At 68.9% G+C, this 22,836-nt stretch carries 22 protein-coding genes; 11 read left to right on the forward strand and 11 right to left on the reverse strand.

Going from position 1 to position 22,836, the window contains the following annotated elements; translation table 11 throughout:
- Positions 1-3: 3 nt before the first annotated feature.
- A complete protein-coding gene (locus KEG38_RS11930; RefSeq protein ID WP_272419485.1) occupies positions 4-1,362 on the reverse strand; it encodes a protoporphyrinogen/coproporphyrinogen oxidase in 1,359 nt (452 codons plus the stop codon).
- A 65-nt stretch (positions 1,363-1,427) separates the two neighbouring features.
- Positions 1,428-3,059 (reverse strand): N-acyl-D-amino-acid deacylase family protein, encoded by a 1,632-nt coding sequence (locus tag KEG38_RS11935; protein WP_272419486.1) that lies wholly within the window; start codon positions 3,057-3,059, stop codon positions 1,428-1,430.
- 32 nt (positions 3,060-3,091) lie between these two features.
- Between KEG38_RS11935 and KEG38_RS11940 the strand changes: the two genes are divergently transcribed.
- Together KEG38_RS11940 and KEG38_RS11945 are read left to right on the forward strand one after the other, a co-directional pair.
- Positions 3,092-4,255, forward strand: a complete 1,164-nt coding sequence (locus KEG38_RS11940; RefSeq protein WP_272419487.1) for a hypothetical protein — start codon at positions 3,092-3,094, stop codon at positions 4,253-4,255.
- A gap of 138 nt (positions 4,256-4,393) precedes the next feature.
- Complete coding sequence (locus tag KEG38_RS11945) at positions 4,394-6,382, forward strand: aconitase family protein (protein ID WP_272419488.1); 1,989 nt, start codon at positions 4,394-4,396, stop codon at positions 6,380-6,382.
- Here the strand turns inward: KEG38_RS11945 and KEG38_RS11950 are convergent.
- A complete protein-coding gene (locus KEG38_RS11950) occupies positions 6,379-7,698 on the reverse strand; it encodes a response regulator (RefSeq protein WP_272419489.1) in 1,320 nt (439 codons plus the stop codon). The two genes, KEG38_RS11945 and KEG38_RS11950, sit on opposite strands and share 4 nt — an antisense overlap.
- A 203-nt stretch (positions 7,699-7,901) precedes the next feature.
- Here KEG38_RS11950 and KEG38_RS11955 point away from each other — a divergent pair, with 203 nt between their 5' ends.
- The 5 genes from KEG38_RS11955 (at position 7,902) to KEG38_RS11975 (ending at position 11,270) form a co-directional block, all read left to right on the forward strand.
- Positions 7,902-8,135 carry a TIGR04563 family protein gene (locus tag KEG38_RS11955; RefSeq protein WP_136926995.1) on the forward strand — a complete coding sequence of 78 codons (234 nt, stop codon included), beginning with the start codon at positions 7,902-7,904 and terminating at the stop codon, positions 8,133-8,135.
- On the forward strand, positions 8,132-9,040 hold the full coding sequence (locus tag KEG38_RS11960) for an alpha/beta fold hydrolase (RefSeq protein ID WP_272419490.1): 909 nt from the start codon (positions 8,132-8,134) through the stop codon (positions 9,038-9,040). The genes KEG38_RS11955 and KEG38_RS11960 overlap by 4 nt, the downstream gene beginning before the upstream one ends.
- Positions 9,037-10,092 carry a hypothetical protein gene (locus KEG38_RS11965; protein WP_272419491.1) on the forward strand — a complete coding sequence of 352 codons (1,056 nt, stop codon included), beginning with the start codon at positions 9,037-9,039 and terminating at the stop codon, positions 10,090-10,092. Before KEG38_RS11960 ends, KEG38_RS11965 begins: the two co-directional genes overlap by 4 nt.
- A 66-nt stretch (positions 10,093-10,158) precedes the next feature.
- Positions 10,159-10,872 (forward strand): sensor histidine kinase, encoded by a 714-nt coding sequence (locus KEG38_RS11970; RefSeq protein ID WP_272419493.1) that lies wholly within the window; start codon positions 10,159-10,161, stop codon positions 10,870-10,872.
- An 11-nt stretch (positions 10,873-10,883) separates the two neighbouring features.
- A complete protein-coding gene (locus KEG38_RS11975; RefSeq protein WP_272419494.1) occupies positions 10,884-11,270 on the forward strand; it encodes a YbjN domain-containing protein in 387 nt (128 codons plus the stop codon).
- A 12-nt stretch (positions 11,271-11,282) separates the two neighbouring features.
- Here the strand turns inward: KEG38_RS11975 and KEG38_RS11980 are convergent, their stop codons facing one another.
- Positions 11,283-12,701 (reverse strand): hypothetical protein, encoded by a 1,419-nt coding sequence (locus KEG38_RS11980; RefSeq protein WP_272419495.1) that lies wholly within the window; start codon positions 12,699-12,701, stop codon positions 11,283-11,285.
- 2 nt (positions 12,702-12,703) lie between these two features.
- Positions 12,704-13,936 (reverse strand): formylglycine-generating enzyme family protein, encoded by a 1,233-nt coding sequence (locus tag KEG38_RS11985; RefSeq protein WP_272419497.1) that lies wholly within the window; start codon positions 13,934-13,936, stop codon positions 12,704-12,706.
- Between the two features lie 53 nt (positions 13,937-13,989).
- Here KEG38_RS11985 and KEG38_RS11990 point away from each other — a divergent pair, with 53 nt between their 5' ends.
- Positions 13,990-14,967 carry a prepilin peptidase gene (locus tag KEG38_RS11990; protein ID WP_272419499.1) on the forward strand — a complete coding sequence of 326 codons (978 nt, stop codon included), beginning with the start codon at positions 13,990-13,992 and terminating at the stop codon, positions 14,965-14,967.
- The gene (locus KEG38_RS11995) at positions 14,952-15,407 is read left to right on the forward strand and encodes a hypothetical protein (RefSeq protein ID WP_272419500.1); all 456 of its coding nucleotides are present in this window, start codon (positions 14,952-14,954) and stop codon (positions 15,405-15,407) included. The genes KEG38_RS11990 and KEG38_RS11995 overlap by 16 nt, the downstream gene beginning before the upstream one ends.
- Here KEG38_RS11995 and KEG38_RS12000 read toward each other — a convergent pair.
- The 5 genes from KEG38_RS12000 to KEG38_RS12020 form a co-directional block, all read right to left on the reverse strand.
- The gene (locus tag KEG38_RS12000) at positions 15,317-17,452 is read right to left on the reverse strand and encodes a prolyl oligopeptidase family serine peptidase (protein WP_272419501.1); all 2,136 of its coding nucleotides are present in this window, start codon (positions 17,450-17,452) and stop codon (positions 15,317-15,319) included. The genes KEG38_RS11995 and KEG38_RS12000 overlap by 91 nt on opposite strands.
- A 78-nt stretch (positions 17,453-17,530) precedes the next feature.
- On the reverse strand, positions 17,531-18,478 hold the full coding sequence (locus KEG38_RS12005; RefSeq protein ID WP_272419502.1) for a hypothetical protein: 948 nt from the start codon (positions 18,476-18,478) through the stop codon (positions 17,531-17,533).
- A 61-nt stretch (positions 18,479-18,539) separates the two neighbouring features.
- Positions 18,540-19,085, reverse strand: a complete 546-nt coding sequence (locus KEG38_RS12010; protein WP_272419503.1) for a hypothetical protein — start codon at positions 19,083-19,085, stop codon at positions 18,540-18,542.
- A complete protein-coding gene (locus tag KEG38_RS12015) occupies positions 19,082-19,621 on the reverse strand; it encodes a hypothetical protein (RefSeq protein ID WP_272419504.1) in 540 nt (179 codons plus the stop codon). Before KEG38_RS12015 ends, KEG38_RS12010 begins: the two co-directional genes overlap by 4 nt.
- Before the next feature lie 522 nt (positions 19,622-20,143).
- On the reverse strand, positions 20,144-21,181 hold the full coding sequence (locus tag KEG38_RS12020; protein ID WP_272419506.1) for a D-alanine--D-alanine ligase family protein: 1,038 nt from the start codon (positions 21,179-21,181) through the stop codon (positions 20,144-20,146).
- A gap of 70 nt (positions 21,182-21,251) precedes the next feature.
- On the opposite strand from KEG38_RS12020, the gene KEG38_RS12025 reads away from it, so the two are divergent.
- Both KEG38_RS12025 and KEG38_RS12030 read left to right on the forward strand, forming a co-directional pair.
- Positions 21,252-21,560 carry a hypothetical protein gene (locus tag KEG38_RS12025; RefSeq protein ID WP_272419507.1) on the forward strand — a complete coding sequence of 103 codons (309 nt, stop codon included), beginning with the start codon at positions 21,252-21,254 and terminating at the stop codon, positions 21,558-21,560.
- A 13-nt stretch (positions 21,561-21,573) separates the two neighbouring features.
- Entirely contained in the window at positions 21,574-22,272 is a 699-nt protein-coding gene (locus tag KEG38_RS12030) for a hypothetical protein (protein ID WP_272419509.1), read from the forward strand.
- A gap of 4 nt (positions 22,273-22,276) precedes the next feature.
- On the opposite strand, the gene KEG38_RS12035 is transcribed toward KEG38_RS12030, so the two are convergent.
- Positions 22,277-22,834: a phage holin family protein gene (locus KEG38_RS12035; protein ID WP_272419511.1), complete on the reverse strand. Its 558-nt coding sequence runs from the start codon at positions 22,832-22,834 to the stop codon at positions 22,277-22,279.
- Positions 22,835-22,836 lie beyond the last annotated feature (2 nt).

The raw sequence follows: 22,836 nt of genomic DNA on the forward strand, positions 1-22,836 counted from the left end.
GGCTCACGGCTCCTTCGCCGCGCTTTCGCCGAGCGAGGAGACCGCCTTCGCCGCGGCCTCACGGCCGAAACGCAGGGCGTCCTCCATCGACGAGTAATTCCATCCGCCGTACCGGCCCGCGGTCACGATGCCGTTCCTTTCGAGGAACGGCAAGACGACCTCGAGCGATTCGAAATACGCATGGTCGAAGATCACGTACGCATGGTCGATGCGGCGCACCCGGGCGAAGCGGATCTGCTTCGGCGAATCGATGAGCCGCATCTCCGTGAGGCCCTCGGCGACGCGGGGCAAGAGCGAGGGGAGGTCGGGTTCGCTGCGGTCCGCGAGCTCGACGTAGAGGTTCGCTTTGCCGGGCGGGGCCATTGCATCGGAGAAGTTCGAATAACAGCCGACCCGGTAAAACGGATACTTTTCCTCGGGCACGTACACCCAGTGGAGCGGCTCGCCGCAAGGGCCGTCGAGCGCGATGTCGAGGTAATAAAGGTGCGTGCAGCGCAGGCGCCGCGCCGCTTCCACGACGTTCCGAGGCGCGCCGGCGAGGCGCTCGACGAGCACCGGCAAGGGCGCCGTGGAGACGAGCACGTCGTACGGGACGGTCTCGTCCTCGAAATGGAGCTCGCGCGCCTCGAAATCGATCGACGCGGGCGCACGGCCGAGCTCGATCCGCGCGGGCAGGTTTTTCGCCATGCCCTCCGCGAGCTTGCCGATGCCGAGCCGTGGATAGACGAACCGCGCATTGTATCCGAGCTCCCGGTCGTTCAGGCCCACCGCGCCCGCGAGCACGTCCTCGAGCTTGGGCAAAGGCACGAACCGCGAGCACCACGCGGCCGTGATCTCCCGCGGCGAGACGCCCCAGAGCCGCGTGTTGTAGGGGATCATGAAATGCTTGCTGATTCCCTCACCGAAATGCTGGAGGCAGAATTCCTCGAAGTTTTTCGGTGCAGGTTTGTCAGGGTTATGGTACGCCCGGACGAACCCGTGCAAGCACTCGTAGGCGACCTCGGGCGGGAGGCCATAGGTGTTCGCCTGGAAGGGATAACGGGTGTAGGTGCCGTGCGACCAGATGCGCGAACGGCGCTCGACCTCGACCCAGTCGTCGCCGATCCAGCCGAGCGCGAGCGCGCGTAGATCCGGGTCGCGCAGGTGCAGGAGGTGGCCCGTCCGATCGAAGCGGTAGCCCTCGTCCTCCAGGGTGATCGCATGCCCGCCCGGTCGGCTGAGCCGCTCGAAGATGCGATGCGAGGCGCCCGCGCGGCCGAGGTGGAACGACGCCGACATGCCAGTCAGGCCAGCGCCCAGGATCGCGACAGGGGTGCGGGGAGAACGAATCATCCGGTCGAGTCGGAAATCCCCGCGAGCCATGCGCAGGGAGCGCCGGACTCTAGCAGGCCTTCGCCAGGCCGGGAGAGACGTTCCGCACGATCCGACTAGCGCCGCCGCAAGACGCGACCGCGCGGCCGGTCGAGGCGCGTGACGCCACGATCCACGACGACATGGCCGCCGAGGACGACCTTGTCGATGCCGACGGGCGGCGCGTTCGGGCCGCCTTCGCCGACGACGCGCGGATCGAAGAGCACGAGGTCGGCCGCGTAGCCAGGCGCGAGGCGGCCGATGCCAGGCAAGCCGATACGCTCGGCAGGGAAGGAGGTCATGCGGCGGACGGCCTCTTCGAGCGAAAAGAGGCCGAGATCGCGGCTGTAGCGGCCAAGCACGCGCGGGAAGGTGCCGAAGGAGGCAGGGTTGTGGAAGCGGCCGCGGCGCGTGAGGATCGCGTCGGTCTCGAAGGCGCAGAGGCGGTGCGAGAGGACGGCGCGGAGCGGCTCTTCATGCGTGTCGTCGCCGGAGTAGGTGCCGATGAGGACGCGCGCCGAGCCCGAGCTTTCCCGCGAGACGTGGACGTACGCGTCGAAGGGCGAGATGCCGAGGCGGCGCGCGATCGCGGCGATGTCGAGGCCTTCGAGCGGTTCGAGCGAAGGTTTGCCGCCGCCCCAGGTGACCGTGATGTCGGACCAGTCGAGGCCAAGCGCGAGGCGAAACATCGCGAACTCGCGGCGGAGGCGCGCGAGGACCTTGGGGTCGCGGATGCGCTCCTCGAAATGGTCGAGCACCCACGCGGGCAAGATCGCGTTGATGGTCGTGTTGCCCACGGTGTAGGGGAAGGCGTCGAAGGCGACGTCGACGCCGGATGCGACGGCCTCCTCGATGCGCCGGAGGACGGTGGGGTAGGTGCGCCAGGTGCGGCGGCCGATGAAGATTTGATGCGAGAGCTGGAGGCGCGCGCCGCCGCGCTTCGCCGCCGTGACGAGCTCGTCGACGGAGCGCACGTTGTGCGGCGCACCGAGGAGCATCGGCTTGTAGAAGGGCGAGATCCACACGTAGGCGCGGCCGTGCACCGTGAAGATCGCGCCTTCCTCGGCGACGACGCTGCAAAGGGAGGCGAGCTCGTCCGATTGCGCGAACACGCCCGGCTTGTAGGCGAGGCCCGCGGAGAGGCCAAAGGCGCCTTCACGCAGCGAATCCCGCGTCGCGCGCCGGAGCGCATCGAGCTCGTCCGCCTTGGGTGCGCGGGGCGCGTTGCCCATGACCGATTGCCGGATCGTCCCGTGCCCGGCGAGGAACGCTACGTTGAAGGCCACGCCGCGCGCCTCGATCGCGTCGAGCATCTCGGCGGTCGAGCGCCAAGCGTAGGGGAACGCGCGGTCGCGCAGGATCTCCGAGGATGCGTCGGCGAGGCGCGTGGAATCTTCGGTGACCGGCGCGAGCGAGTGGCCGCAGTTGCCGACGACGAGCGAGGTGACGCCCTGCCGCAACATCGGCGCGAGGATGTCGCCGTGATCGGCGAGCGGTAGCAGCCAGTCGGCGTGCGAGTGGATGTCGACGAAGCCGGGCGCGACCACGAATCCGCGGGCGTCGAGCGTCTCCGTGCCCGTGATCGCGCCGGGAACCGTGAGCGCCGCGACGCGACCTTCCTTGATGCCGACGTCGGCCGCGAAGCGTGGCCTGCCCGTGCCGTCGATGACGTCGCCGCCGCGGACCACGAGGTCGAATTCGTCGGTCATCCCGGGCAGGTTACCACGCTAGGATAGTCCTCGTGCTTGCCGTCGCCCTCGTCGTTTGCCTCTGCCTCGCGGCCGTCCTCGTGTTCGTTTTGCTGGGGCTCGGGCGCAAGCAGGACGCCGAGCGCGCCGAGCTCGACCGACGCTTCCTCGCGCTCGGCACGGCCCTCGGCGCGAAGAACGAAGGCAGCGCGCTGCGCGTCACGGCGAACGAGCAGCCGTTCATGCTGCGGCTCCGGCACGGGCGCGCGGGGCGCGCGGAGCTCGAGATCGAGGCCACGGCCGGAGGCGCCGAGGCGCGGCTGCCGATCGTGATCCGGCGCGAGACGTCGGTCGACATGCTCGGCAAGAAGCTCCGGATCAACCGCGAGGTGCAGACGGGCGACGCGACGTTCGACGCGGCCGTGTACGTGGAGTCGGACGCGCCGGACTTCGACGTGCAGCGCGTGCTCGGCGAAGCGCGCGTGCGGCAGCGTGTCCTCGCGCTACTCGACGCGGGCTTCTCGGCCGTCGCGATCCTCGACGGCGGCGGCAAGCTGCTCGCGGTGCGGGACGCGGGCGAGCGCTTCGATGCGGACGCATTGCGCGTGGCGTGTGGCGAGCTCGGCGCGATCGCCGAGGCCTTGCCGGCGCCGAGCGCGAGGCCCGGTCCGCCGCCGCTCTGGCTCGCCGGGCCGATCGCGGCCGTGGTGTCGGCCGTGCTCGCGTTCGTCGGGTTTTACCTGCTCTCCTGGGCGCGTGGTGCGTACTACCCGCTCGGCAGCAGCGCGACGATCGTGGGTGCGGCGCTCGGGTTCGTCGCGTGGCTCTGCGCGCTCCCGCTCGTGGGCGTGCTCGTCCGCGGCCGTTCCGTGAGCTTCCGCCTCTTCGGCGCGTGTTTCTGCTTCCTGCTGCTCGCCATGCCGCTCTCCGGCGCGGGCGCGGCGATCGCGATGAACGGCCGCATGGACGCGGATCTCCCGATCTGCCTCGGGGCGCGCGTCGCCTCGAAGGGATCACGGTCGTACAAGACGAGCACGTCGTACTTCGTGCACCTCGTCGGTTTGCCGAAGGAGCCCGCGCCCGTCGAACTGCCGGTGCAGCGCGAGGTCTTCACGTCGCTGCACGAGGGGCAGGACGTGTTCGTGGAGGTTGGTCGCGGCCGCTTCGGGTGGGAGTGGCTGAAGGGAATCCGTTTCGACGACTGCGGCGGGTGGTAGATCCGGTCGTGCCACGACGCGTCAAGTCGCGCGAAAAATTTGCGGAAAGTCCGCATTGGATCCGGCCTCGGGATCGGGATAAATCACCGTGTCGGCGCTAGAGGTCCCGTTCTTTCGCCGTGAGGGTCGAGGAGGAACATGCCCATCCCCCGTCGCACATCGGTCCGCCCGAGCGGACGCATCCTGTACCTGACCGAGGATCCCGAGACGCTTCGCGCGCAGCTCGCCGGAGGCTCGATCGAGTTCGACCCCGAGCGCCACGCCCTCGTCAACAACATCTCGACCGACGAGCTCACGCCGGGCTGGGTTTGTTACTACTACGACGAGACGCTCGCCCGGTACTGCCTGGTCGGCCTGCGCGGCGGGCTCATCGAGCGCGACAGCATCAAGAACGGCGGCTTCGGCGTGATCGTCAGCGGCCGCTCGAAGGGCTGCGGATCATCGCGCGAGACCGCGCCGTACTCCGAGCGCGAGGCGGGCATCCAGATCGTCGTCGCGAAGAGCATCGAGAAGATCTACGGGCAGAACTGCCAGAACATCGGCCTGCTCACGACCACGGATTTCGGCATCCTCGACCGCGTCCGCCGGGGTGAGGAGATCCCGATCGCGGAGTTCACGCGCGGGCTCGATCCGATCAGCCGCGACGTCGTCGAGTACGGCGGCCTCTTCACGTACAACAAGGCGCGCCTCGCCGGTGAGGTCTCGCCGCCGACGATCGACACGCCGCCGCGGCCGATGACGCTCTGCGAGAAGATCATCGCCTCGCGCGCGATCGTCGACGCGAAGACGGGCGCGATCGGCGTCCCTTCGGTCAAGCCCGGCGACTCGCTCTTCGTGCGCACCGACGTCCGGTTCTCGCACGAGTACGTCACGCCCATGGCGGAGTCGCTCTTCCGCGCGGGCTTCGGGCCCGACGCGAAGGTGGAGGCGCCGGAGAGCGTGTACGCGTTCCGCGATCACCTCACGTTCCTCGACCTCGTGATGCCCGAGGCGCACAAGAAGATGGGCCTGAAGGAGCAGGCCGCTTCGCTCGCCACGGTGCAGGAGACGTTCACCCAGAAGCATCGCGTCAAGCTGTACGGCGAGGTCGTACGGGACGGGAAGACCGTCGGCTCCGAGGCGATCTGCCATAACAAGGTGATCGAGGAGATCGCGCTGCCCGGAGAGGTCGTGGCGGGCACGGACTCGCACACGTGCATGGCCGGCGCGCTCGGCTGCTTCGCGTTCGGCGTCGGCTCGACGGACATGGCGAACGCCTGGCTCACGCGCGACATCCGCGTCGCCGTGCCCGAGTCGGCGCGCTTCAACCTGCACGGGAGGCTGCGCCCCGGCGTGACCGCCAAGGACGTGATGCTCTACCTGCTCTCGCAGCCGTTCTGGAAGAGCGGCGAGGGCATCGGCAAGGTGCTCGAGTTCGCGGGCGAGGGCGTGCGCGCGATGGGGCTCGACGAGCGCGCGACGCTCACGAACATGGCCGTCGAGGCAGGCGGCTTCACGGGGATCATCGAGGCCGATGAGGTCGTGGTCGACTACCTCGTCAAGCAACGTGGCCTCGACGCGGACGCCGTGCGCGCGAAGATCGTGCGGGCCGACGAGGGCGCCACGTACATGGCGGTCTTCGACATCGACCTCGGCGCGATCGAGCCGATGGTCGCGACGCCGGGTGATCCGCGGAACGGCGTGCCCTTGCGCTCGCTCGCCGAGGTCGCGGGCGGCGACGTGAAGATCAACGTGGCCTACGGCGGCTCGTGCACGGGCGGGAAGAAGGCGGACATGGACATGTACGCCGCGGTCCTGCGTGCTGCGGTCGAGCAAGGAAAGCGCGTCGCCGAGGGCGTGCACCTCTACATCCAGTTCGGCTCCCAGGACATCCGCCGTTACGCCGAGCAGAAGGGCTACATCGAGATCTTCCAGCGCGCCGGCGCCGAGCTCGTGGACCCCTCGTGCGGCGCCTGCATCAAGGCGGGGCCGGGCGTGTCGTTCACGGCGGACGAGGTCACGGTCTCCGCGATCAACCGCAACTTCCCCGGCCGCTCGGGCCCCGGGAAGGTCTACCTCGCGAGCCCGCTCGTCGTTGCCGCGAGCGCGATCGCAGGCCGGATCGTCGAGCCTGCCGCGATCGCCTAGTTCCCACCTCGCGACGACTTGATCACCTGCTCGACCTCGAGCCCGCGGAGCGTGCCTCGCATGGCCGCTTTCTCGGCGGAGAGGTCGGGCTTCGCGGCGCGCATGCGCGTGCTCGTCCGCTCCTCGTCGGGCAGCGCCGGCGTGGGCGTCGTGCGCTGATCGAAGCTCGTCAGCGTGCTCGTGAGCTCGGCCGGACCCGGCGCGGGCGCGACCTCCGGATTCGGCGCGAGCACGATCTCCGGACTCGACGGGGACGAGACCTTGCCGCTCGTCATGCTCCCCATGCGGATCTCGGCCGCCGCCTCCCCGAGCTTGAGCCCCGCGACCGACTCCGAGACCCGCGCCCCCGCCGACGTACTCCCGAGCCGGAGCCCCGCCGCCGTATCGCGCAAAAACCGCCTCCCAGCGGCCGTATCCTCCAGCCGGAGCCCCGACGCCGTCTCCCCGAACCGCAGGCTCGCCGCCGCGCGCAGCCCCGCGATCGACTCCGTCAGCTTCAGGCTCGACGCCGTGTCGCGGAAGAGCCGTTGACTCGCCTCGATCTCTTGCGCCAGCCGATCACTTGGCGCGGTCTCGTTGAACGCCGCGATGAGCAGCGCCCCGAGCTGCTGCGCGCCCGGCGGCGCCGGCATCGGCTCGCGGGGCACGAATCCGAACTGTGTCCCCGACCACGTGAGGGCTGCTTTCAGGGCTTCGAGCGGGGAGATGCTCGCCTGATCGAGCGTCCCGCTCACGATCACGCCGGAGGCGATGTACATGGCGAGGCGGCTCGGGCTCGTGGCGCCGGAGAAGCGCAGCTCGCCGCTTCGTTGTTCGAGCTCGAGCGCGCCGAGCACGCTGGCGATCGACATCTTCGTCGGATCGCCGAGCACCGCGAACGCTTCGCCGTCGCTCGCGGGCGGCAGGAGCGACTGGCCACGTTCGAGCTCGCGGATTCGCTCGCCCATGGCGATCATGGCGTTCACCTGGGCCACGAGCTCGACGGGATCGATGGGGGCGGAGAGCACGACGTCGGCGCCGCTGCCGAGCACGGCGAGGCGCGTGGCTTCGGTGTCCGACTCGGTCAGGACGACGAGCGGCGTGTATGCGACGCGCGTATCGTGGCCGCGGATCACCGAAGCGAGCTCCAGCGCGTCGGCGTCGGGCAAGTCGAGCGAGGCCACGATCACGTGGGGTTCGAGTACGCAGGCGACGTTGAATCCGGCGCGCGCCGTGGCGACCGAGACGACATCGTACGTATCGGACGGCAGCCCTTCCACGAGCGCCCGGTAAGCGGAGAGATCCGCATCTACGACGAGCACGAAATCGCCCGACATGAAGCGAACCTACCATGCCGGCTGACGAGAGCGGAGCGTCCGTGCGTGGACGGACGGGGGTTCGGCGGAAGCTAAGATTTCGACGATTTCAATGTGGGGAGGGCCACGGCCAGAGCGTGAGCTTGCTCCCGCGATGCTTCCTCGTGCATCCCGCGTGCGCTAAGGTATTCCCTTGTAGCTCTAGCTCACGCCTTCGGGGAGCCATGAACGACAAAGACACGCTGGCGAAGAACAACGAGGCGTCGAAGACCGACAAAAGGAAGCAAAGTCTCTACTTCCCGGAGTCGATGCTCCAGGAGATCAAGGAAGAAGCGGCGCGGCTCGATCGGTCTTTGTCGTGGGTGGTGCAGCGCGCGTGGAAACTCGCCCGGCTCGAGATCAAAAAGCTGCCGAGCGTGAACGAAGTCGGTGAAGGCGAAGAGGATCTCGGCGATTGACGACGAGCAGTTTGCCCCCTCCCTCGAGCGGGAGCGCCCCCCAGACCGCCTCGTTCGCCCTTGCACCCGACACGACACGCCTCTTCGTGCGGCGGAGGCGGGGCCCCTCGGATCTCACGGTCCTGCTCACCGACGGGATCGCCTGCGATGGCTTCATCTGGAAGTACCTGTGGGACGACCTCTCCTCCGTGGCCAGCGTTGCCCACTGGAACTACCGCGGCCACGGCCGTAGCAGCCTGCCCGCCGACCCGAAGCGCATCGAGCTCATCGACCACGCCCACGACCTCGACACGGTCCGGCGCGCCGTCGGCGACCCCGAGGTCGTGCTCGTGGGCCACTCGATGGGCTGCCAGGTCTTGCTCGAAGCCTACCGGCTCCGGCCCGAGAAGGTGCGCGCGCTCGTCCTGATCTGCGGCGCGCCGGGTCGGATCACCCACACGTTCAAGGGCACCGACGTGCTCGCGCAGATGCTGCCGAAGCTCATCGCGCGCGTCGACGCCCACCCCGAGATCGTGCGGGCGCTCTGGGGACGGGTGCCGGCCGAGGCGGCGCTCAGGCTGGCGATGCTGACGGGGGAGATCGATCGGTCGATCCGTCCCGAGGACGTGATGCCGTACCTCAAGCACATGGTCGACATCGACGTGTCCATGTTCCTGCGGATGCTTCGGTCGGCCGGAGATCATTCGGCCTCGGACCTCTTGCCGAAGGTGGCCGTGCCGGCGCTCGTGATCGCGGGGGATCGCGATACCTTCACGCCGCCCCGTTACGCCGAGGAGATGGCCGCCGCGTTGCCGCACGGCGAGCTGCTCATGGTGAACGGCGGCTCCCACGCCGTGCCCATCGAGCGCCCTGATCTCGTGCGCGACCGGATCCAGCGGTTTCTGCGCGAGCGCGTGCTCGCATGATCCCCCCGGACGGCGCGCTCGCGCGGATCGCCGCGGCGGCGCTCGTCCTCGGGGCCTGTGGGCGGGACCCGCCGGATCCGCCGTCCGCGAACGCCGCGTCGTCCGCCGTGACGGTCGCGAGCGCCGCGCCCGCTGCCAGCGCGGCGCCAAAACCGCCGCCGAAAGAGCTCGACGTCGAGGCCGATCCCCTGCGGCGCGAGCTCCTGCACGCCCCGCTCGCCTCGGTCTCCCTCGTCGGCTGGCATCGGCCAGGCCTGTTCCGCGTCACGATCGAACGACAAAACCCGCCCGGACCTGCACCCGCGTTGCTTCAGCTCGCGCTCACGGAAAACCCCATCGCGTATCGGCGGAGCCTCGCGTTCGAGCGGCTCGCGCGGGCCCTCGGCATGCGTGTCGTCCCCGCCGCCGTCTTCCGGCGGATCGGCACCGGCGAGCTCGGAGCCCTCTTCGCGGGCCAGCGCGACCTACGCGACTACCTCGCGCTCCACGCCGCCGTGCAGAACGACGGCACCGTCGACGCCTTGATGTTTGCCCCCGGCCGCGGCGACGGCCCGGGCGCGTGGGCCCTCCCGGCCGGCCATGACGTCACGCTCGACCACTCCCTCGAAGCCGAAACCTGGGCCCGCTGGGCCGCCTCGCCCGACCCGCACCCTGGCGAAAACTCCTCGCTTCTCGCCGACTACATCGAAACCCTCGTCCTCGACTACCTCGCCGGCCACGTCCTTCGCCGCTCGGTCCATTTCGACGACGTCGCCCAGGCGATCCTCCTCACCGACAATGCCGCCGCGTTCCCGTCGAAGGTCGATCCCCGCGCCCTCGACGTCCTGCTCTCGCGCCTCCGCCCCGTCACGCGTTTCCCGCGCGGCCTGCAAAAGGCCCTCCTCGCGCTCGATCGTGACCATGCGCGGGACCTCCTCGCGTCGGGCCCGTTCGAGACCTGGCTCGTCTCGCCGCGCACCCTCGTGGACCTCGACGAACGCCGGAAAAGCCTCCTCACGCTGATCTCGGCCCGCGTCGCCGAACGTGGGGAGGTCGCGGTCCTCGCCTTGTGAGACTTTTTCCAAGGCCCCACACCGTTTCCGTGCTCAGCGCGGCGGATCGCGGTATCGTGGCCGCCCATGGCCGATCTGGGGGGTGATGCGTCGCTCGAAGAGCTGATGGCCGTGATGGCCCACGACCTCAACAACCCCATTGCCGCGCTGATCACGAACCTGAGCTTCCTCGAAAGCTCGCTCGCGCCGGGCACGAGCACGGAGACGGCCGAGGCGCTCGCCGATGCGCAGATGCTCTGCGACGTCTTGCGGCGCCTCGCCGGCAACATCGACCTCATGGCGCGGCGGGGCGGGCCTTCCTCGGGCGCGAACACGGCGAGTGATCTCGTCCTCGTCGGGCGAGAGGCGATCGGGCGGCTCGCCAAGCAAGCTGCGGCGGCCGAGGTCGAACTCGTGCTGGATGCGGGGCTGCGGCAGGGCGATGTGATCGTGCGGTGTGATCGAGGGCTCTGCGCGCGGGCGATCGACAACCTCATCGCGTTCGGGATCGAGCGTGCGGCGCCGCGGACGCGCCTCGTGGTGACGGCGGCGCGGGAGGGGACGGAGGCGCGGGTCGAGGTCCGGTACGCGTCGCGATCGCAGCACCACGTCGATCCGCCGCCCACGGGGGCGCCGCCGGCGCAACGTCGGCGGTACATCCAGGCGGCGTACGGGCGTGGGCTTTCGCTCTACTGCGTCCACCTTGCGGCGACGCTGCTCGGCGGCCGGCTGGACACAACGCACGAGCACGACGGCCGGGCGCGGCTCTGTCTCGTCGCATCTTGCCCGGAAGAACGCTAGGCTCCGTCGCGATGGACGTCGAGACGGTCCGCGGTTGGCTCGAGAGGCTCGATTACGAGGTCAAGGACGAGGGCCCGAAGACGCTGCGTGTCTTCCCCCGGAGGCCTGGCAACGAATCTTTGCCCCCGTACTTCATCCAGTGCAGCGAGCACTGGCTGTTGCTCTCGCTCCTGCCGGTGCTCTCCTCGCGTATCCAGCCCTCGCCGGAGCTGCCGCGGCGCCTGCTCCTCCTCAACCGGGACATGCGCATCGCGAAGTTCGCGCAGGGCGGCCAGGGCGAGGTGGTGCTTTGCGCGGAGCTACCGACCGAATCGCTCGACTTTCCGGAGTTTGCCGACGCGACCGAGCGACTGGTGAAGTATTTCCACCATTACCACGATTACCTCGCGTCGCCGTAGCGGGATTGCCGCTCAGTTCTTTTTCAGCTCGATCAGGCGCGCGTTTCTCGGGGCAAAACAGATTCGATCGGCGTACGGGTCCGGGAGGTTCGCGCGGAGGTGCGCGACGACGGCGTCGCCTTGCGCCTTGCTCTTCACCATGACGCCGAAGTGCTGGGCGCCGCCCTCGGCGTACTCGACGCCGCTGATCTCGGCGAGGGCGGGGAACGTGGCGAGCGCCTCGATGGCCTTCTGGAACGTGGACTCCGCGCCCTCCGGTGGAGGCACCTCGCCGAGGTAGACGAACGGCATCGTGCAATCGTCGAGGCTCGGCTCGCCGTTCGATGCGCGCAGCTTGGCGGGCCCGGCGTACCCGACCCAGAAGATCCCCTCGGCGTCCATTCCCATCGCTTTGAACTTCATGGGATGGGGCAGGTTCGCGACGCGGGTCCAATGGCCCGCGTCGAAGCGGAAGATCCCGCGGCCCGCGAGCGCGTGCAGCTTGCCGGTCGGCGAGACGAAGAGCTTACCGAGCGGCGCTCCGATCGGCGGCAATGCCTCGAACGTCCCGGCCTCGTAATGGATCACGGGGTTTGTCGAGAGCCACAGCTCGTCGCCCTTGCCTGGGATCACGACCGGCACGACACCGGGGGTTTTCGTCAGGGGAGAGAGCTCCACGATGCGCGATTTCCCCCCTTGATCCCAGACCTCCGCGGCCAGCGCCTTCTCCCGGTTGCAGAGCATGCCCACGGTCATGAACGTGCCCGCCTCGGTCGCGCCGATCCAGTTGTAGGGCAGGGCGGGCGGCACGGGCTCTTGTCGGGATTTCGGGACCTCCTCGGGCTTGCAGCCGCCTTTTTCGGCCGTGATCGGCTCGAACTTGCGCGCGGGCCCTCGAAGGGTCGCGAACTGCCGGCCGGTCATGGGATCCTGCGCGGCCACGATCGTGCTCGCGCCGACGCGGGCCGTGCCCTGGATCCAGGCGCCGTGCTCGTCGTCGCCGAAGGTCCGCCGCGTGCCTTTCCCGGTGAGCGGAACAATCGTGGGGCGCCACCCGTAGCCTCGTTTGCCCGAGTAATACACATCGACGCCGTCGGGCCAGTACCCCGTGACGAGCCGGATGTAATTGCCGCCGATGTCGTGGTTGTCGTCCGGGATGTCGCCGATCCACGCGACGCGCTCGCCTTCGATCCGGCCCACGTGCAGGCCCTCGGTCACGATGCTCGCGCCGTCGATGACGTAAAGCTCCGCCGCTTTGCCTTTCGTGGCCTCGAACGGCTCGGGCACGAGCGTCGGCACCTTCGGTTGCGGAGGCTCGGGCGGGGCGGCGGCGATGCTCGCGCTCGCGCTCGCCGTCGGCGCAGTCGTCGGCTTGTCCTCGGGCGGAGGCGGCGATTTGCGACACGCGACGAGCGCGCATCCCAAAAGCCACGACGCGAGGACCTTCTTCATGGTCACTTCTGCGTGATCACGACGCGCCCGTCGTCGCGGTAGGTCACGTTCCCCGATTCCCCGCGACAATCCCAGCACGTCGCCCACGACAAACGTTTGCGCACGTAACCATTGAAGCCGAGCGCAATCGGCCCCTTTTCGTCTTTCAGCACGAGCGTCGAGGCGATGCGGTATCGATCCCCCGGCAATCGATAAAACGCCACGACGAACGAATCCTTCGCGGCGCGGCCCGCGAGCACCACGATCTGCTCGCCGGGCACCGGATTCCAGAGCAAGGGCGACGTCGTCAGCACCGTGTTCGCCGGCGGCGCGCCCGCGTCGCCCCGCGCGAGCACCACGTTCACATCGTCCGGCTCCTTGAAATACGTGATCTCCCGGTCGAGCGTGGAGAGCGCCGGCACCGAGGCGAGCATCTCCGCGAGCTCCTTCGCCGGCAGCTCCACGCGCCGGTAGGTCTGCTCCCATTGCGGCGACGGGATCGTGGCCGCGTTCGGCGCGCCGCGACAGCACCGGAAGCCGAGGTCCTCCGCGCTCGCGCCCGGATCGATCGCGGTCCGATGCGCGCACCGATGATCCGGCCCGACCGCGCTCCCGCGCGCCCCGCGCACGGCCGCCGCGCGTGGCTGCATGTCCTCGATCGGCAAGACCTCGCTCGCCGTCCATTCCCGGTACGCCGCGCCCATCCCGAGCACGCCGAACCCCGACGCGCACGAGGCCGGCTCCTTCGCGCATTTTGCATCCCACGACGCGCTGCCCGCGAACGTCGTCCCCTCGGGCCCCTTGCAGGCACGCTCCCATTCGAGCTCCGTGCAAAGCCGCCCGCCCGCTTGCTCGCAGAGCTCGGCCGCCTTCGCGCGGGACACGCCCGTGAGCGGCGGCTTCGTCGGGTCGTTCGGGTAGAGGTAACGATCGATCGCGTAGGCGCCGAGCTTCACCTCGAGCTCGGCGGGTTCGAGCACGGGATCGCGGCCTTTGTCGCCCGGGGTCGAGCCGGCGACGAGCGTGCCGGCGGGGATGTCCACGCGTTCGCTCTTCGCGGCCTCGGCCTTCGAGGCGCCTGCGTCCGGGTCGGCCTGGTTCTCGGCGGCTTCGAGCACCTTGCCTTTCGGCGAGAGCACGACGGCGGGCCCGCCGTCCGCGCCGCCCGTGGAGCCGCCTCCGCCCGAGGTGCAGCCTGCGAGGGCGGCGAGGGCGCCGAGGAGCGCGAGGAGGGTCTCGTTTCCCGGGATTTTCATGCGGGGACGGCGGTTTATGCCAGACACGGCGCGCCACGGCAAAGCCTCGCGCTATGCTCCCGGCTCTCGTGCTGATGCTCGGCGATCTGCCCCCCTCGTTCCTCTACGGCTTCGCGCTGGTCTTCGGCCTGCTCTGGGGCAGCTTCCTGAACGTCGTGATTTACCGCGTTCCCCGCGGGATGAGCGTCGTCCGCCCCGCCTCGCGTTGCCCCGCGTGTGAGACGCCGATCCGCCCCTGGGACAACATCCCCGTCTTCGGATGGCTGTTTCTCCGCGGCAAAGCGCGCTGCTGCGGCGCTCCCGTCTCGCCGCGTTACCCGCTCGTCGAGGCGATCGGCGGCCTGCTCTCGGTGGCGATCGTGCACGTGATCCTCGCGCCGCTCGATCCCACGACCTCGCTCGCGCGCGCCGGGGCCATCTACATCGCCGCGCTCGCGCTCGCGCTTGGCCTCGTCGCGGCGGCGTTCATCGACCTCGAGCACATGATCCTGCCCGACGAGATCACGCTTGGCGGCGCGGTGCTCGGCCTCGCGACAGCCTCGCTGCGCGACCTCTCGTTCGTGGACTCGCTGATCGGCGCGGCCGTGGGGTTTGCCGTCGTGTGGCTGCCGTTCATCGTGATCTACCCGCGTTTGCGCGGCGGGGTGGGCATGGGGCTCGGCGACGCGAAGCTTCTCATGCTGGCGGGCGCGTGGTTCGGCTGGGGAGGCGCGCTCGTGGTGCTCTGCGCGGGCGCGGTGCAGGGCACGTTCGCGGCGATCGGCGTGCTCGCGGTGCGTGGCAAGATCGAGGAGCCTGAGGCGGTGCGGCTCGAGCGCGAGGAGATCCGGAAGGAGCTTGCGGCGATGACGCCGGAGGAGCGGGCCGAGGCGGAAAAAGAGCTCGCCGAGGATCCGCTCGCGGAGGAGGCGGGCGAGGGGCTCGGTCAGGCGCGTGTCGCGTTCGGGCCGTTTTTGGCGCTCGCGACGCTGGAGTACCTTTTCTTCGGCCGCGCGGCCGTCGAGGCGTTTTTCGGATGGGCCGGGAGCTGATCCTCGTCGCGTTCCTCGGGCTCGTGGGCTGCGGCGGTTCGCCGATCCCGCTGCCCGAGATCGGCCCGCACGTGCGTGAGGCGCCCGTGCTCGTGCCGTACCCGCCGCCGGCCGCGCGCGTGGAGATCGTGCCGCCGCGGCCGGGCAAACAAGAGGTCTGGATCGACGGCGAGTGGACGTGGGAGCGACGGCGCTGGGTGTGGCGTCGTGGTCGCTGGGAAGTGCCGCCGCCGAACAGTTATTGGGCGCCGCCGGTGACGATGCGGCAATCGGATGGATCGCTCGGGTTTTTCGGGGGCGGGTGGCGGACGAAGGGCAGTGGCTTGCCGATTGGCGAGCAGGCGCCGGCTCAACCCGCGCCCGCTGCGCCTGCCTCCGCTCCACCCCCTGCGCCCGCCGCGCCCGTCGCGGGCGGCGCGACGTCGAGCGCCCAGCAATAGAAGCAAAGTTCATCGACGTCCTGCTCGATGAGCGCCGTCAGCGTGGTGCCGCCGCCGTGTCCCGAGCCCCGGAGCGGAAGCAGCAAATAGGGCCCGCCGACTGTGTTTTCCGCCTGAAGCCGTGCGACCATTTTCAAGGGATCGTACGGCGGCGCGATCCGATCGTTGAGGGCCGGGACAAATGCGATCACGGGGTACCGGCGGTCGGCTCGAACGTTGTGATACGGCGAATACCCGGCGAGGTAGGCGCCTTCGACGGGATCGTCGGGCGATCCGTATTCGACGGTCGCCGAGCTCATGAAGCCGAATTTCGGAAATTGCAGCATGTCGAGGGTCGGCGCGCGGCAGAACACGGCGCCGAACGCCTCGGGCGCTTGCATCGCGGTGACGGCGACGAGCACGCCGCCGTTGCTGTTGCCGCGCGACGCGAGCCGGGAGGGCGTCGTGTACCCTGCCGACACGAGGAAACGCGCCGCGGCGATGTAATCGTCGAAGGCGTTTTGCCGCCGCGTTTTGACGGCGGCCTCGTGCCAGGCGCGGCCATATTCGCCGCCGCCTCGCACGTTCGCGAACGCGAGCACGCCGCCGAGCTTCAGCCATGCGGCGGTGACGGCCGAAAAGCGCGGCTGGAGTGAGATGTTGAATCCTCCGTAGCCGCTCAGCCGCACCGGCATGCGCCCGTCGCGCGGCAGATCCTTCCGGTGGATGATGAACATCGACACCCGCGTGCCGTCGGCTGATTCGTACCAGACCTGATCCGTCACGTACGCCGCGGGGTCGAGCCCGACGTCGGGCACGTGGTACGGCGTCAGGCGGTCCGACGCGTAATCGTACCGATAATGGGAGGGCGGCTGCACGTACGACTCGAAGCTCACCCACACCTCGTCGCCCTTCCAGGCGCCGCTGACGCCGCTGACGACGCCTTCCCCGTCATTCCGATTGACCGAGCCGAGCGCCGGCAGCACGAGGTCGCGGAGGTAGGCGCCGTCCTCGGCGTGAATCCGGACGCGATGGGACGCCGCGTGGCAATAGACCGCATAAATCCGGCCGGAGACGCCCGCGACGGTCTGCAGCGTGTCCTCGTTCTCGGGGATCAGCGTCCGCCACTCCGTCGGCGCCGCCAGCGACGCAATACAAGCGCGGCCGCGTGGCGCATCGAGATCGGTATGGATCAGCAGCGAATCCCCGATCACCTGCACCTGGTTGAGCGACCGCATGACGGGCGCCACCGGCAAGAGCGCGTCGTCGGCGAGCCTGAGCAGGTAGACCACGCTCGCGTGCACGTAATCCCATTTGTAAAGCACGGCGAAGCGGCCGCACTCGCTGACCTTGACCGAGCACCAGTATTCCTTGTTGTGCTCGTCCCCGAAGACCCGGCGCGCCGGCGTGTTCGATCCGATCCGGTGCTCGTAAATGGCATTCCAGTGCGCCTCGTCGCCCGCGGGCACCTCGCCCGGGTCGGGACACGCTGAATAAAAGAAGCCGGATCCATCGGGTCGCCAGGCCAGCGACGCATGGCCCGTCCCGCGAGGCCGATCCGGAAGCACACGCCCCGTCTCGACGTCGAGCACGTGAATCACCGCCTCGTGCGTGCTCCCCACGGCCTTCCCGAACGCGACCCGCGTGCCGTCGGGCGAGGGCACCGCGAACACCAGCGCCTCGTCGCTCGCCCACGTATTCGGGTCGAGCACCGTTTCGAGCGGCGCGCCTCGTTCACGCCGCAAGAGGAGCTTCGGCTTCTCGTCGTCTGCGTCGGCCTGCCAGACGAACTCGCGACCGTTCGAGCCCGTACGAATCGGCGGCGAGCGTCGCGCATACCGCGCGGAGCGGGCGACCGCGTCCCTGAGCCAGTCGCGCCCCGGCACCACGCCGAGCACGCCGCGCGTGATGGCCTCTTGCGCGGCGAGGAAGCCTTGGGTCTCCGCGTCGTCGAGCCGTTCGAGCCAGGCGTACGGATCGTCGAAGCGCCTGCCGTGCACGGTGAAGCCGCTTTCCGGATCACGTCGGGTCGGGGGGAATCGCAGCGGTTCGGTAAGCTTTTTCATGCGGGTAGCGCTTCCTTTTCGGGCGGGTGGGGAGGGCGGGGGCGCGGCGATCGGAGGGTAGACGGGAGCTCTTGCCCGTCAGCCTTCTCCGAGCCGCCGGAGATGGGGTCGCCCTCCGGCTTCTTCCACGACGACCCAGGGATCCTTCCGATCGTAGGCCGTGACGCCCCAGATGGGGAATGGGGGGGCTTGGTCGAGGGAGGTGAGGCCGTCGTGGAGGAGGGAGCGGCCGTGGGCGGTGAGCGAGTAGAGCGCCCGCCACATGTGCGGCTGTCCGTGAAGATCGGCGATGAGCGCGGCGGGCTCGTGCGTCGCCCATTGGACGATGCGCTTGAAGTGGATGACGTCTCCGGTGAGGTCGAACCACTGGCGGAATACATCGCCCTTCGCCCCCTCGCGCATGAAAATGCGTGCGGGGGTCCTGGGCGTGTCATCGACCAGATCGAGCATGAGGGTATCGACGGTCGAGAGCGAAAGCCCGCGCTCGCTCAGCCGGGGGAAAAAGCCCGCTTGGTAGGCGCCGAGTTCAAAGAACTCCTTGCGTGATCGTGTCTCGCGGGGGGGGTTTCCGGAGAGGATTGGCGAAGGAGCCGTGAGCTTCTTCCAGAAGAGCGCCTTTTCGCGGACCTCGCGTAGGGAGAGAGAACGCATTGTCTCCCACGCGCGACGCGCCATCGCGGGCTTCAGGCTGACATAACCGATGCCGAACGTGATGGGCGGCTTCCGCTCCTCGTGCTCTCCCACGACGACGAGCGAAAGATCGGGCTCGGTGGGCCTGTGCTGAAGCCGCTGGAAGCAAAGCGCCCAGAGCGCGACCCGGTCGTCCCACGAGGGAGACGTCCAGATGACGACCGGCTCATCCGCGGCGAGCGCATCGAGGGCCCGGCGGTAAGGGACGAGAAACTTCCGGCGATCCGTCCCTCGGTACTCCCAGTAATCCGCGCGCATGCGCATCTGGTCCTGGAGATCCCGAACGCAGGGACCTACGAGCCAGCCGTCGGCGACCACGTTCACAGGGAGGCGCATCCCGCGGCGAACAACACGCGCGACAGCGTCGGAGGTAGCGATGTGGAGGGTCATGGCACGCTCAGAACCCACAAGCCCGGCAATCTGATGATGGGTACGCCCCGCGTTCGCACTCTTTCTGGCAGAACCTGCAGACTGTATCGCTCGTTTTGGGTATCGTGTGCATGCACGGGTGAAAGGGAGCATGCTCGATGCACCACATATATTTGTCGTGGCATGTGATGATGGCTCCGTGCTCGCAATTGTCCTGGCACGCCTTGTACTTCGCATGCGCCGTATCCTGACAAGCCCTCCGCTGTGCGTCGTCCGCGATCTTGGCGCATTCGATGGAGTCGGCATCATACTGCGCCTGACACTTGTCATCACACGGCCCACCCGAGATGATGTTGCACACGGGCTCCTGATCCGGATCCACGCTCTGCGGCTTGAACGGCACCTGCCCATACCCGCCTGCGCCCACCCCGGTTGGGACGATCGGCCCGCCCCCCGCCCCCACCGTCTCGTACAGCTCCTCCCGGGGAAAACACTCCCCGTCCGTGTAGTTGCACGCCATGAAGCACGAGCCCAGGACGGCCGCAATCCCCAGATATCCTCTCGTCTTATTCACTTCGACCTCCATCGAAACACAGGGCCCGCCACGAACATCGCCGCCCAGCCCCCTGGAAGCACGGCACTCTGCCCACCCACCCAATCCACGTTCGCGCTGACCGACACCCCGACGGGACCGGCGAAGTAGACGTTCGCCAGCGCATGCCCACCCGGCGCCAAACCCACGACGCGCCCGCACAACGCCACCCCGCACGCCGGCATCGAGTAGAGCGAGAACGAAGGCCCTATCCGGACCTCGCCATCCTTCCACGCGTACCCGAAGGCAACGGACGTCTGGTTGTACACCCCGACCCCGAGCCTGCCCGTTCCGGGCAGGATGCTGCAAAGATCGTCCACGCCAAACGAGAAACCACTCTCCCGGCGCCACGCGAGCGCCACGTGCGGGCTCACCGCGAAGCGCGGCAGGGTCCCGACGAGGATCCCTCCCAGGCCCACGCCACCGCTGAGCTCGTACGCCTCCGCCGGCGTCGCGAACGCGAGGAGACCGCCGCACGCCAGAGCGAACGCCCGGATGATGAGACGTGGAACGTTCACCCCTCCGCCCCCCCGCAGGTAGGTGTGCCCACCATCGAGAATGTGACCTACCCAATGAACAGCGTGCGATCAAGCGCAAATCGAGCGGTCGCGCCTGCGCGGTGGTGCTTGCGTCGGCGCAAGAGGGGTCCTGGCGAGTGCCGGAAGGTGTTTGCGCCGGCGCAAGAGGGGTCCTGGCGAGTGCCGGAAGGTGCTTGCGTCGGCGCAAGAGGGGTCCTGGCGAGTGCCGGAAGGTGTTTGCGCCGGCGCAAGAGGGGTCCTGGCGAGTGCCGGAAGGTGTTTGCGCCGGCGCAAGAGGGGTCCTGGCGAGCGCCGGAAGGTATTTGCGTCAGCGCAAGAGGGCTCCTGGCGAGCGCCGGAAGGTATTTGCGTCAGCGCAAGAGAGGTCCTGGCGAGCGCCGGAAGGTGTTTGCGTCAGCGCAAGACACGCCATGCAGATGGCCTACCGGCCGTTGCGCCAGCGCAAGGCACTCCCCACACGCTGGACGAGGCGCCTCGCGCCACACCCACGCACCACCGCCATCATCCATCCTCTCGCCGCCGTCCCACCCTGTGCGGCAAGAACCAATCCGACCGATACCGCTCCATCGCCGTCCGCACGAGCCGCTCCACCAGCCCCTCGAACGTCATCCCCGCGGCATACGCCGATTTCGTGAAGCACGAAATGTAATCGAGCTCCGGGTAAATCCCCGGCAGCGGGTTGACCTCCAGCACGTACGGTTTTCCCGCGCCGTCGAGCCGCAAATCCACCCGCGCCCAGTCGCGGATCCCGAGCGCCTCGCACGTGCCGATCGCGAGAGACTCGATTTCACGCTGGAGCCCGCTGTCGACCTGCGCCGGGCAGAGCATGTGCTTCGTGCTGTGCCACGTGAACTTCGCGTCGTAGCCGTACACGCGCCGCGGGCTCCGCGGAATGGCGGTGAAATCGATCTCCACGAGCGGCAGCACCTCGAACGATCCCCGATTGCCGATCACCGCGGCCGTGAACTCCCTGCCCGGCAAGAATTCCTCGACGAGCAATGGCTGGCGATATCGATCGAGGTACGTGCTCACGATCCCCGCGAGCGCCGCGTCGTCGTCGACCACGTTCGCATCGTAAATCCCTTTGCCCGCCCCTTCCGCCACGGGCTTCGCGATCACCGGAAAAGCAAGGCCGAGCGCGCGATCGAGCGGGCGATGAATCACCGCCGCGCGCGGCGTCGGAATGCCCGCGCGGTCGAGGATACATTTCGTGTACCACTTGTCGTGCGTGATTCCGAGCGTCACCGGATCGCTGCCCACGTACGGCCATTGCAGCCATTCGAAGAGGGCAGGGGCCTGGGCTTCACGGCCGGTGCCGTAGATCCCCTCGGAGAGGTTGAAGATCAGATCGGGCCGGCGCTCCGCGGCGATCTCCTTCGGCGAGAGGGTCGTGGTGTCCCACACGCGTACGCTGCCGAGCCGTTCGAGCGACCGAACGACCGCGTCCCGAAGCTCCGGGCTGTCGAGCTCGGCCAGATCCTCGTCCCCGAGGTGCGAGGTGTCCTTCGGGGTGAGCGAGATGCAGAGGGCGAGGTCCATGAAGGTCCCGCACTCCTATCATCACGCGCCTCGCTCCTGCTCGTCCGCATCCTGCGCTATCTTCCGCGCCGTGAACCGGAAGGCCTTCGAGAAGAACCCTCGCCTCCTCCTCCTCGCGCTGCCGCTCGTCCTCGCGCTCCTCGCCGGCTGCAAGCGTGGCGTCGAGTGCACGACCGAGATCACCGCCGGCGCGGGGACGTTCAAGGGCACGGCCCACGGCGAGGGCGAGAAGGGCCCGGTCATGAAGGCCGCGCTCCGCAACGCCTGCCAGAAGATGTGCGTCGACACGAAGTCCCCCATGCTCGACGCGTGCATCACGCGCTGCACCGTCGACGTGGGCGCGACGAAGATCGGCGCGCGCAGCTCGTGCAACGACTGAAGCAGAGGCTCCCATGATGCTCGCCTGGTCCTTCTCCGCGCGCACGCTCGAAGAGATCGAGCGCCTCCTCCGCGCCCTCGGCAAACACCGCTACGTCCGCGAGGTCGATCATCGCATCCACTGGACCGTTGATCGCGCCCTCGCCGATCTCCCCGCCTTCGCCCCGCACGCCCAGGCCTTCGCCGCGCGTCGCAGCCGCGAGAAGGGGCTCGAGATCGCCTCGCGTGATCCCTCGCTCTGGCGCTCGGCCACGGCGGACGAGATCTGCGCCGTCTTCCGCGCCTTCTGGACGCCGGGCGAGGACGCCGAGCGCTACAAACAAGCCCTGCGCGCCGTGCTCGCCGAGACGGGCCTGCCCCCCGCGACACACGAGCCCTTCGACGCCTCCGCGGACGAGCCCCCGCACCCCGAGCTCATCCTGCTCGACTGGGAGCTCTTTCCCGTCGACGAGCTCGACGCCGATCGGCATCGCGGCGCGCTCGAAGCGATGGAAGAAGCGGGCGAGGAGGTCGACGCCTCCGCGCCCGTCTTCCAGGAAGGCCCGATCCTCGCCGCGCCGGAGCTCCTCGACGGCGCCCCGGGCGGCGAGCTTCGAGACGATTTTTTCGTGTGGTCCGACGGACCCTACAGCTACTCGGATTACGTGTTTCGCGGCGCCGCGAAGGTCGCAAAACTCGCCGAGCCGCCGGTCGGGTATAACGACATCGACTAGGTCGCTACGGTCCGATCATAGGCCTTGATCGGCCCGGTTCGCCCGGGAGCGTCACGCCTGGCAGGTCCGCCTTGTGGACGCCCTCCTGGACCGGCGACTCCGTCGCGCTGATCGGCACGGTCTCGCTCACCCGCCCCGAGCGCATCGCGCGCACCGCGCCGAAGAAGGCGACGACGAACAGCACACCCGCGAGGATCGCGAGCCTGCCCGCCACCGAGGGGATGATCGCCCCGAGCCCGATCATCACCGCGATGATCGCCAGCACGGCCGCCGCGGCCCCGGAGATGAAGGCCACGAGGCCCCACACCACACGCGGCACCATCTCGCTCACGGCGCGCTGCGCTTCGAGTTTCCCGAGCGCGATGCCGTCCCGCACGAGCTCCGTCGCCACGTCGATCGTGTCCCGCGCGACGGCCGCGATCGCCTCTCCGGTCGACATCCCCACGCCGGCCGGCGGCCGCGCGATCGGCGGCAGCTCACGCTCCGTGATGCCGGGCGGCATCCTCGAAGGGCCGCGCACGAGCGCGTGCCCGTTTCCGTTCGATGGTCGCTCCTGCTTCATCG

The sequence above is a fragment of the Polyangium jinanense genome (assembly GCF_028435265.1).
Classification (GTDB): domain Bacteria; phylum Myxococcota_A; class Polyangia; order Polyangiales; family Polyangiaceae; genus Polyangium; species Polyangium jinanense.